At 55.9% G+C, this 10,385-nt stretch carries 10 protein-coding genes and 1 tRNA gene; 6 read left to right on the top strand and 5 right to left on the bottom strand.

From position 1 onward, the window contains the following. The 5 genes from ilvC to ACEYDX_RS08690 all read right to left on the bottom strand — a co-directional run. Positions 1 to 1,002: ketol-acid reductoisomerase (ilvC, locus tag ACEYDX_RS08710; protein ID WP_373741628.1), on the bottom strand; the 1,002-nt coding region annotated here is incomplete at its 3' end. Positions 1,003 to 1,144: 142 nt separating this feature from the next. After that, positions 1,145 to 1,444: a putative quinol monooxygenase gene (locus tag ACEYDX_RS08705; protein ID WP_373741627.1), complete on the bottom strand. Its 300-nt coding sequence runs from the start codon at positions 1,442 to 1,444 to the stop codon at positions 1,145 to 1,147. Between the two features lie 78 nt (positions 1,445 to 1,522). Continuing rightward, positions 1,523 to 2,014, bottom strand: a complete 492-nt coding sequence (gene ilvN, locus ACEYDX_RS08700; RefSeq protein ID WP_373741626.1) for an acetolactate synthase small subunit — start codon at positions 2,012 to 2,014, stop codon at positions 1,523 to 1,525. Then, entirely contained in the window at positions 2,014 to 3,792 is a 1,779-nt protein-coding gene (ilvB, locus tag ACEYDX_RS08695) for a biosynthetic-type acetolactate synthase large subunit (protein WP_373741625.1), read from the bottom strand. Before ilvB ends, ilvN begins: the two co-directional genes overlap by 1 nt. Positions 3,793 to 4,130: 338 nt before the next feature. Further along, positions 4,131 to 4,206 (bottom strand) — tRNA-Arg (locus ACEYDX_RS08690). Positions 4,207 to 4,630: 424 nt separating this feature from the next. Here ACEYDX_RS08690 and ACEYDX_RS08685 point away from each other — a divergent pair. The 6 genes from ACEYDX_RS08685 to ACEYDX_RS08660 all read left to right on the top strand — a co-directional run. Next, positions 4,631 to 5,479 carry a cytochrome c5 family protein gene (locus ACEYDX_RS08685; RefSeq protein WP_373741624.1) on the top strand — a complete coding sequence of 283 codons (849 nt, stop codon included), beginning with the start codon at positions 4,631 to 4,633 and terminating at the stop codon, positions 5,477 to 5,479. Positions 5,480 to 5,903: 424 nt separating this feature from the next. Further along, on the top strand, positions 5,904 to 6,782 hold the full coding sequence (fkpA, locus tag ACEYDX_RS08680; RefSeq protein WP_373741623.1) for an FKBP-type peptidyl-prolyl cis-trans isomerase: 879 nt from the start codon (positions 5,904 to 5,906) through the stop codon (positions 6,780 to 6,782). A gap of 455 nt (positions 6,783 to 7,237) precedes the next feature. Continuing rightward, positions 7,238 to 7,870: a LysE/ArgO family amino acid transporter gene (locus tag ACEYDX_RS08675; RefSeq protein WP_373741622.1), complete on the top strand. Its 633-nt coding sequence runs from the start codon at positions 7,238 to 7,240 to the stop codon at positions 7,868 to 7,870. A 248-nt stretch (positions 7,871 to 8,118) separates the two neighbouring features. Beyond that, the gene (gene purN, locus ACEYDX_RS08670) at positions 8,119 to 8,745 is read left to right on the top strand and encodes a phosphoribosylglycinamide formyltransferase (RefSeq protein WP_373741621.1); all 627 of its coding nucleotides are present in this window, start codon (positions 8,119 to 8,121) and stop codon (positions 8,743 to 8,745) included. Positions 8,746 to 8,974: 229 nt separating this feature from the next. Continuing rightward, complete coding sequence (locus tag ACEYDX_RS08665; RefSeq protein WP_373741629.1) at positions 8,975 to 9,646, top strand: DUF3108 domain-containing protein; 672 nt, start codon at positions 8,975 to 8,977, stop codon at positions 9,644 to 9,646. 358 nt (positions 9,647 to 10,004) lie between these two features. Beyond that, positions 10,005 to 10,385: GTP-binding protein (locus tag ACEYDX_RS08660; protein ID WP_373741620.1), on the top strand; the 381-nt coding region annotated here is incomplete at its 3' end.

Genomic DNA, 10,385 nt, shown 5'->3' with positions numbered 1-10,385 from the left:
CAAATCCACCAGTTTGTTTTTGGCAATCCACGGCATCATGCTGCGCAGTTGCGCGCCGACTTTTTCGATTTGGTGGTCGGCGTTCAGACGACGGCGGGCTGTCATGCTGGCGTAGTTGGTTGCACCTTCTTGGATGAACATTTTCGCGTATTCGCCCGATTGAATGCGATAGAGCGCTTTTTTCATCGCTTCTTTGGTGGCGGGCGTAATCACTTCGGGGCCGGTAACGTATTCGCCGTATTCCGCGTTGTTGGAAATGGAGTAGTTCATGTTGGCGATGCCGCCTTCGTACATCAGGTCAACGATGAGTTTCAGCTCGTGCAGACACTCGAAATAAGCCATTTCGGGCGCGTAACCGGCTTCCACCAAAGTTTCGAAACCGCATTTCACCAGCTCTACCGCGCCGCCGCACAATACGGCCTGTTCGCCGAACAGGTCGGTTTCGGTTTCTTCGCGGAAGTTGGTTTCAATCACGCCGCCTTTGGTGCCGCCGTTGGCTGCGGCGTAAGAGAGGGCGATGTCGCGGGCTTTGCCGGAGTTGTCTTGGTAAACGGCAATCAGCGAGGGCACGCCGCCGCCTTTGAGGTATTCGCTGCGCACGGTGTGGCCCGGGCCTTTGGGGGCGACCATAATCACGTCAACGTCTTTGGGCGGCACGATTTGGTTGTAGTGGATGTTGAAGCCGTGGGCGAATGCCAGCGCCGCACCGGATTTCAGGTTGGGGGCGATTTCGTTTTTGTAGACGTGGGGCTGGTTTTCGTCGGGCAGCAGAATCATCACCACGTCTGCTTTTTTGGTGGCGTCGGCCACGGACAGGGTCTCGAAACCGGCGGCAACCGCTTTGTTCCAAGAAGTGCCCTGACGCAGGCCGATAACGACGTTTACGCCGGAATCTTTCAGGTTGGCTGCGTGCGCGTGGCCTTGCGAACCGTAGCCGATGATGGCAACGGTTTTGCCTTTGATGAGGGACAGATCGGCGTCTTTATCGTAATAAACTTGCATGAAGGTTTCCTTTTTTGAAGGGATGTTTAGAAAAATAAGTTTGGTCGGTACAGGCCGTCTGAAAAAGGGATTTGCGGTTTTCAGACGGCCTTTTCCGGATGGCGGCAATCGGGCGTTTGTTCGGGCAATCCGCCCCGCCGCTTTATCCGTTGTCGGACAAATCGTTCAGCAACACGATGTCCAACTGGTCGGTTTTGCCTTCCAAGGCTTTGACAAACGCCTGAAAATGCGCGCTGGCGTTGTGTTGGTCGACGGCTTCCTGCGACTGCCAGTGTTCGAAAAATACGAAACGGTTCGGGTTGCCGATTTCCTGATGCAGGTGGTAGAACACATTGCCTGCTTCGGCGCGGCTGGCTGCGACGATTTTTTCAAACTCGGGCAGCAGCGCCTCGCGGTGTTCGGATTTGACGGCAACGGTGGCCGCGATTTTAATGCCTGACATGGTTTTACTCCTTTTACAGCAGTTTTCAGACGGCCTTTAAACAGACAGGCCGTCTGAAAACCTTGATTGATGCGGCAATCAGATTTTCAAAATCCGTTCGCCCCTGCCGATGCCCGCCGCACCGGTACGCACGGTTTCGAGAATCAGGGCGCGACCTGCGGTTTCCAGAAAAGAATCGAGCTTGTCGGTCGAACCCGTGATTTCGATGGTATAGCTGCGGTCGGTAACGTCAACGATGCTGCCGCGGTAGATTTCGGTCAGCCGCAGGAATTCGTCGCGGTCTTTACCGACGGCGCGTACCTTGACCAGCATCAGTTCGCGCTCGACAAAGCGGCTTTCGTTCAAATCCACCACTTTCACCACTTCGATGAGCTTGTTGAGCTGCTTGGTGATTTGCTCGATCACGGTTTCGTCGCCGTGGGTAACGATGGTCATGCGCGACAGGGTTTGGTCTTCGGTGGGCGCGACAGAGAGCGAGTCGATGTTGTAGTCGCGTGCGGAAAACAGGCCGACCACGCGGCTCATCGCGCCGGATTCGTTTTCCATCAGAATGGATAAAATATGTCTCATCAGGGCACGCTCCTTGTGTCGTAATCGCGGTCTTTAACGTCGTTCACGTCGGAATCCTGCGGCTTTTCGCGCATATGCAGCGGCAGCACCATTTCGTCCAAACCCTTGCCGTTGCCCACCATGGGGAACACGTTCTGCTTTTTGTCGGTCAGAAAATCCAGGAAAACGAGACGGTCTTTCAGGTTTAGCGCTTCCAGCAGCGCACCTTCGACATCGGCCTTTTTATCGACGCGGATACCGACATGGCCGTAGGCCTCGGCCAGCTTCACAAAATCGGGCAGCGAGTCGAAATAGGTTTCCGATTCTCGGTTGCTGTAATAAAGCTCCTGCCATTGGCGCACCATGCCCAGATAGCCGTTGTTGAGCGTAACGATGTTGACGGGGATGCGGTATTGGAAACAGGTGCTCAATTCCTGGATATTCATCTGAATCGAGCCTTCGCCGGTAATGCAGAACACATCCTGATCGGGTGCGGCCAGTTTGGCGCCCATCGCATAGGGCAAGCCTACGCCCATCGTGCCCAAACCGCCCGAATTGAGCCATTGGCGCGGACGCTCGAACGGATAATATTGTGCGGCAAACATTTGGTGCTGGCCCACATCCGAGGTGATGATGGCCGAATTATTGGTAACTTCGGCAAGCTTCTGCACCACATACTGCGGCTTGATGATGTCGCCTTCGTTATCGAACCACAGGCTGTTGCGGCTGCGCCAACTTTCTACGGTATGCCACCATTTTTCCAGCGAAGCGGGATGGTGTTCCGCTTCCTGTTTCTTCCACAACGCCACCATTTCGCCCAACACGCTTTTCACGTCGCCTACAATCGGCACGTCCACTTTCACGCGTTTGGCAATGCTGGACGGATCAACATCGATATGGATGATTTTTTTCGGTTTTTCGAAAAACTTAGACGGCACGGACACCACGCGGTCGTCAAACCGCGCACCCACCGCCAACACCACGTCAGCATTCTGCATGGCCAAATTGGCTTCATAAGTGCCGTGCATCCCCAGCATACCCAAGAACTGGCGGTCGCTCGAAGGATACGCACCCAGACCCATCAGCGTACCGGTACACGGCGCACCGGTCATGCGCACAAACTCAATCAGTTCCTGATGCGCATTGCCCAGCACCACGCCGCCACCGAAATACACCACCGGCCGTTTGGCCGACGCAAACATCTGCACCGCTTTCTTAATCTGGCCGGTATGTCCGTGAACAACGGGCTGGTAAGAACGGATAAAGATGTCTTCCTGCGGATAGCTGAATTTCGCCATCGCCTGCGTTACATCTTTCGGCACATCCACCACCACAGGGCCGGGACGGCCGCTGGCGGCGATTTGGAACGCTTTTTTGATGGTCGGCGCCAATTCGTTGATGTCGGTAACGAGAAAATTGTGTTTCACACAAGGGCGGGTAATGCCGATGGTATCCACTTCCTGAAACGCATCCGTCCCGATCATCGGCGTACCCACCTGGCCGCTGACCACCACAATCGGCACTGAATCCGAATAAGCCGTGGCGATACCCGTCAGCGCATTGGTCGCCCCCGGCCCCGACGTAACCAAAGCCACGCCGACTTTGCCGCTCGTGCGCGCATAAGCATCGGCGGCGTGAACGGCCGCCTGCTCGTGGCGGGTAAGGATGTGTTTGAATTTATTGAGTTGGAAGATGGCATCGTAGATTTCGAGAACCGCACCACCCGGATAGCCGAAAACGTATTCCACGCCCTCGGCCTTGAGACTCTGCACAATGATTTGTGCACCTGATAATTGCATGGCAACCTCTTTTATTCGGTATGTAAACCAATAGGAACCGCCCGCCCCGCCCCAGCACCTGTAATGCAGTTCCTGCGGGCAGCGGTTTAGGGTACGCGCATCGCAGAAACACGGCAGCAGTCAGACAATCCAAGCAATTGGAATAGATACTTGAGATTTATCGGAAAAGAGCCTGAACGATAACCCAAAGCCGCATTTCAGGCAAGACAAAAGCGTCCGCCTTTCCCCGCATCACGTTTCCAATCCATACAAACACATTGATTTAAATAAAAATACTGCCGCCGACATACAGACAGGCCGTCTGAAAAACATTTTTTCAGACGGCCTGCGAAATCCGGTGGCGCACCCAACAGGGATCGAACCTGTGGCCTCCAGCTTCGGAAACTGACGCTCTTCCAACTGAGCTATGGGTGCGCGGGAAAGACGGTAAGATTAGCCTAAAACCGCAAAAATGGCAAAATATTTTGCGGCGGCGCCCGACTCGTCCGGCAAACGGTTATACCGCATCGCACCGGCCGATATACAAAACCACCCCGTTCCACATTCCCACCCTTCATGAAAACATGAAAATACGGAAACCGTTCGGATGAAATTTTTTCAGACGGCCTTGTATCTTTATCACATTACCGCACACCGTTTCCTGTCGAAAACAGGTTTTTTGAGATTTATCATGTTTTTTCTGATTTTTTTCACAGAAAATGGACGCTACCGATTGGAAAGCCCCGATGAATTCAGTATAATCCAGCAAAATATTGTTAACTGCGATTAACAAAAACCAAATAAAATCCATATACTTACAAGCTATTTTGCACAATCCACCATTGGCGAGGCCTACCAAATGAACCAACCCAACAATCTTAAAGCCCGAGGATCGGCGGCGTTTACCTTAGTCAGCGGCATCGTCATCCTGCTCGCAGTATTGTTCTTTGTCGTGAAACTGGCCGGCAGCCGTTCTTTCATCAGTGTAGACGAAAGCACCGCAACAGCAACCGAAACCCGCATCCAGCCCGCGGGCAAACTGATTATGGGCGACGGCATTCCCGTAGGCCAGCGCCAAGGCGACAAAATCTTCAGCAAAGTCTGTATCCAGTGCCATGCTGCCGACAGTACCGTTCCCAATGCACCCCGACTGGGCAACAACGGCGATTGGGCTCCCCGCATCGCCCAAGGCTTCGACACCCTGTTCCAACACGCACTCAACGGCTTTAACGCCATGCCCGCCAAAGGCGGCCAAGCCGACTTGACCGACGACGAACTCAAACGCGTCATCGTTTACATGACCAACAAATCTGGCGGCAGCTTCCCCGAACCTTCCACTTCCGCCGCATCAGGCGCAGCCGCTTCCGGCGCAAGTGCGTCGGCTCCTGCCGCCGCATCGGGTGCCGCACCTGCCGCTGCCTCCGGGGCAGCATCTGCCGCGTCCGCCGGCGGCGGCAACGGTCAGAAAGTCTTCGAAACCGCCTGCGCCGCCTGCCACGGTGCGGCATCTCCCATCCCCGGCGTTCCGCGCATTACCAAAAACGACGAATGGGCACCCCGCATCAAAAAAGGCAAAGATGCCTTGTTCAACAGCGCCATCAACGGCTTCAACGCCATGCCGCCCAAAGGCGGCCAGGCCAGCCTGAGCGACGACGACGTCAAAGCAGCCGTTACCTACATGGTGAACCAATCCGGCGGCAAATTCTAAAACCGGATAACGCCAATCAAAACAGGCATACCGTTTTTGCGGTGTGCCTGTTTTTTTCGACCGTATCCGAATAATCCTCTCCTCCGATGCCGATACCAAACATTCCCCGATGGAAATTACTTTAAAACAGGCAGAAATTCGTCGCACAAATATACAACATATTGTTTTCCATAAATATTCCCACAAACCCCAAATATCAGGTCTCCACCCGCTCAAGGATAACGGCAGCAAAGCCAACAGAATCGGTGTATGGTGCATAAAATAACGAACCGATTCAAACCAGCCCTTCCGTTTTCCCTTATCTTTTCAAGGCCGTCTGAAAATCCTTAACCCTTGTTTTCAGACGGCCTGTCTAACTTACCAAACAAACCCTGCAAACTGGGCTATAATCGCGACTTTTCCAACCTTCCGAAGACATCAAGCAATGACCAAAACGTTCAAATATTCCGCACTGGCGCTTGCCGCCGTATTCGCATTGGCCGCCTGCAAACAGGAAGCAGGCGCAGGCAAAGCCGCTTCCGGCGCTTCTGCCGCAGCCGCTTCCGGAGCCGCAGCTTCATTGGGCAATTCCACCCAGCAGGCCAGCTATGTGATGGGTATGGGCATCGGCCAGCAACTGAAAGAAATGAAGGAAATCGGTCTCGAACTCGACCGCAAACTGATTGACCAGGCCATCGAAGACACTCTGGCCGGAAAAGCGAAACTCAACGACCAACAGGCCGGCGAAGTCATGATGGCGTTCCAAACCGAGCTGGGTAAAAAAGCCCAGGCCAAACTGGAAGCCGACGGAAAAGCCAACCAGCAAAAAGGCGATGCTTTCTTGGCTGAAAACGGCAAAAAACAAGGTGTGAAAACCACCGCATCCGGACTCCAGTACACCATCAAAACCGAAGGTACAGGTGCACAGCCCAAAGCCACGGATACCGTTACCGTAGAATACGAAGGCCGTCTGATTGACGGTACCGTGTTCGACAGCAGCAAACAGCACGGTATGCCCGCCACCTTCCAACTCAACGGCATGATTCCCGGCTGGACCGAAGGTTTACAGCTGATGAAAGAAGGCGGCGAAGCCACGCTCTTCATCCCGGCCAAACTCGCTTACGGCCCTCAGCCCCAAGGCAACAAAATCGGCCCCAACGCCACTCTGATTTTCGATGTGAAACTGCTGAAAATCGAAAAAGGCGAAAAAGCCCAACAGCAGATGCCGCAGCAGATTTCTCCCGAACAGCTCCAGCAAATCCAGCAGCAGATGCAGCAAATGCCGCAGGAACAGCCCCAAGCCAAACCTGAAGGCAAAAAATAATCCTGTCTTTGCAGCACACGGCAAAGGCCGTCTGAAAGATTTTCAGACGGCCTTTTGTTTCGGATGAACCGGTTATCGGAACGTTTGAACCGCCCATCCTGTTTCCCTTCAATGGAACTCCGTTCGGCAAACCGTTGTTCCGCCCGAATAAAACACAACAGCAAACCATGCCTGCCCACGATGCCAGCGTATCCCCGTTCCCCGCTTACCGTTTGCCGCCCGTTTCACTATAATGATGTCCGCCGCTGCCGTGGTGCGCCGTAAAACGACCGCTTCCGTCCTTTAGGACTGCACTTGGATGATACCGCTATGCCCACAGGCGGAAACCAAGCGGCCAAGCACAGGAAAACCAGGCTCAGGCATATCCGGCCGCACTCAGGCCGTCTGAAAACCCGCCCCCCATCCCCCATTTTCAGACGGCCTGCCCTCCCGCTTTGCCATTCACAGGAATCCCCATGAACACCTTTCTCAACGGCTTTATGATTTCCGGCGGACTGATTATGGCCATCGGCGCGCAAAACGCGTTCGTGCTCAAACAAGGACTGCTGCGGCAGCATATCGGTACCGTCGTGCTGCTGTGCTGGCTGTGCGACGTGATGCTGATCGGTGCGGGCGTGTACGGCGTCGGCGCAATCCTGTCCGGCAATCCGCTGCTTTCCGCCCTGCTCTCGCTGGCCGGCGGACTGTTCCTGCTTGCCTACGGCGCGATGAGTGCAAAACGCGCCTGGACGGGCGGCAATTATCTGAGCGTCGATTCTGCCCCAGCAACGCAGTCTTCCCGATTCAAAACCGCCGCCGCCACGCTCGCGATTACCCTGCTGAACCCCCATGTTTATGTGGACACCATCATGCTGATCGGCGGCTACGCCACCGGTCTGGACGGCAACGGCAAAGCCCTGTTTCTGATGGGTGCGCTGAGCGCTTCGGCCTTGTGGTTTTGCAGCATCGGCTTCGGCTCGCGCCTGCTGCTGCCCGTTTTCCGCCGCGAACGGGTGTGGCAGGCATTGGACGCGCTGATTGCGCTGATGATGTTTTATCTCGCCGTCGGCCTGTTGTCACAGGCGTGGACGGCATTCAAGGCCGTCTGAAAAACAGTTTTCAGACGGCATCCGGCCGTTCTCCATGCCCTGCCGCATCCGTCCGCCCTATGGCATTTCCCCCACATTCCGCCGTGCGAATCCGCTAAAATAACGCATCTTTCCCCCGTTTTTCATAAAAAGCCGTTAAACCGCGCGGCGGACGCTTGCCCGCATCCGCACGACGGATTAACTTAACCCCGTCCGAAACCGCCGCAACTTCCACAACGGCAGGCGGTTTCCCCCGAAACGAGCATCCCATGACCAACACCGTTATCCTGATTTCCGGCCGCGGCAGCAATATGCAGGCCATCGTCAACGCCGCCATTCCCGATGTCAACATCGCTGCCGTTTTGAGCAACAGCAATACCGCAGCCGGACTGGCATGGGCGGCGGAGCGCGGCATCGCCACCGGCAGCCTCAACCACAAAGAATTCCCCAGTCGCGAAGCCTTCGATGCCGCCATGATGGAAAAAATCGATGCCTACCGCCCCGACCTGGTGGTGTTGGCGGGATTCATGCGCATCCTGACCCCCGCATTCTGCGCCCACTACGAAGGCCGTCTGATCAACATCCACCCTTCGCTGCTGCCCTCGTTTACCGGCCTGCATACCCACAAGCGTGCCATCGAAGCCGGTTGCCGCGTGGCAGGCTGCACCATCCATTTCGTGACCGCCGAACTCGACTGCGGCCCGATTATTTCCCAAGGCGTCGTGCCCGTACTCGACGACGACACCCCCGAAACCTTGGCCGCAAGGGTTTTGGAAGCAGAACACAAACTGTTGCCGCAAGCCGTGGCCGATTTTGCCGCAGGCCGTCTGAAAACCGACGGCAACCGCGTCGCCAATTCCCACCGCAATGCCGCAGGACAAATCCTGCTGGCCTGACCGCACAGGCGGCTCGCAGGAACGGCGCAACATTTCAGCCGTTTTCAGACGGCCTGAAACACATACCCGCAGCAGCGCGCGCAAACGCAAACCCCGTTGCCCCGAAACACGGCCCAAGGCCCTGCCGCAACGCTGCCCCCTTAACCGTTTTCAGACGGCCTTCGCCGCAATACCGCAACAGGCCGTCCGAACACCCGCCCGCATCCGCATCCCGCAGAAAGGAAACCCGATGAAAAAACTGATCCTGCCCCTGATGATCGCCGCCCTGAGCGTGCCCGCGATGGCCGAACTGCCCCAATCCGCCGTACTGCAATATTCCGGCAGCTTCGGCAAACTGCGCCTGCCCGCCACCATGACCTTCACCCGCAGCGGCGGCAGCTACAAAATCGTGTCCAACATCAAAGTCCCGCTTTACAGCATCCGCTTCGAAAGCGGCGGCAGCATCAGCGGCAACACCCTGCAACCGAGCTACTACAAAGACGTGCGCGGCGGCAAACTCTACGCCCAGGCCAAGTTCGGCGGCGGCAAAATCACCTACGGCAAAGCGGGCAAACAGAAAACCGAAGCCGATTCCGGCAGCACCATGGATCTGTTTACCCTGGCGTGGCAACTCGCCGCCAACGATGCCAAACTGCCCGCCGGCACCCGCATCACCAACGGCAAAAAAATCTACCGCGTCGGCAGCCTCAACAGCGCAGGCAGCGCGCAATACAAAATCGGCGGCACGGCCACCACGGTCAACCGCTACCGCGTAACGCGCGGCGACGACACCGTCAGCTACGCCTTCGCCCCCGAGTTCAACAACATCCCCGCCCAAATCAGCTACACCGACGACGGCAAAACCTACAACCTGCGCCTGACCAGTGTCAAAATCAACGGCCAGAGCGTTCCGTCGAAATAAACCGCCGCGCCATACGGCAAAACCGCTTGCGGCGGACATCGGGTCGTTTTCGCACAGGCCGCAAGCCGTACTGCCGTCCGCAACCTTTTTACACGGGTTTTCAAACCGCCGCCGCAGATTCCTCCCGCACGGGCACTGCGGCGGTTTCCGCCAAACGGTTTGCCGATGCGCGTTCCCAAACACCTGTCATTCAAGGCCGTCTGAACACCTTTCAGACGGCCTTTTCCGAAGCCCGCCGTTTTACCTGTTTCATTGAAAAACAAGCCTTTTCTGCGTACAATCCGCGTTTTGATTTTTTCAGACGGCCTGCCCCTGCCACAGGCCGTCTGAAACCGTTTTGCAGAGAACCGAGAACAATATGTCCGAAATCCTAGACCAAGTGCGCCGCCGCCGCACCTTTGCCATCATTTCCCACCCCGACGCGGGTAAAACCACGCTCACCGAAAAGCTCTTGCTGTTTTCGGGTGCGATTCAGAGCGCGGGTACGGTCAAGGGTAAGAAAACGGGCAAATTCGCCACTTCCGACTGGATGGAAATCGAGAAGCAGCGCGGCATTTCCGTGGCGTCATCCGTGATGCAGTTCGACTACAAAGACCACACCGTCAACCTGCTCGATACGCCCGGCCACCAAGACTTTTCGGAAGACACCTACCGCGTTTTAACCGCGGTGGACAGCGCGCTGATGGTGATTGACGCGGCCAAAGGCGTGGAAGCGCAAACGATTAAACTCCTTAACGTT

Source organism: Neisseria sp., from assembly GCF_041804105.1.
Classification (GTDB): Bacteria; Pseudomonadota; Gammaproteobacteria; order Burkholderiales; family Neisseriaceae; genus Neisseria.
The sequence above is the reverse complement of the archived record's forward strand: the minus strand, read 5'-3'. Positions and strand labels throughout refer to the sequence as shown.

Excerpts from the sequence above, each read along its gene's own strand:
- ACEYDX_RS08675 (WP_373741622.1), top strand. The coding sequence starts at position 7,238 with ATGAACACCTTTCTCAACGGCTTTATGATTTCCGGCGGACTGATTATG.
- ACEYDX_RS08705 (WP_373741627.1), bottom strand. The coding sequence starts at position 1,444 with ATGTCAGGCATTAAAATCGCGGCCACCGTTGCCGTCAAATCCGAACAC.
- ACEYDX_RS08685 (WP_373741624.1), top strand. The coding sequence starts at position 4,631 with ATGAACCAACCCAACAATCTTAAAGCCCGAGGATCGGCGGCGTTTACC.
- ilvB (WP_373741625.1), bottom strand. The coding sequence starts at position 3,792 with ATGCAATTATCAGGTGCACAAATCATTGTGCAGAGTCTCAAGGCCGAG.
- fkpA (WP_373741623.1), top strand. The coding sequence starts at position 5,904 with ATGACCAAAACGTTCAAATATTCCGCACTGGCGCTTGCCGCCGTATTC.
- ACEYDX_RS08665 (WP_373741629.1), top strand. The coding sequence starts at position 8,975 with ATGAAAAAACTGATCCTGCCCCTGATGATCGCCGCCCTGAGCGTGCCC.
- ilvN (WP_373741626.1), bottom strand. The coding sequence starts at position 2,014 with ATGAGACATATTTTATCCATTCTGATGGAAAACGAATCCGGCGCGATG.
- purN (WP_373741621.1), top strand. The coding sequence starts at position 8,119 with ATGACCAACACCGTTATCCTGATTTCCGGCCGCGGCAGCAATATGCAG.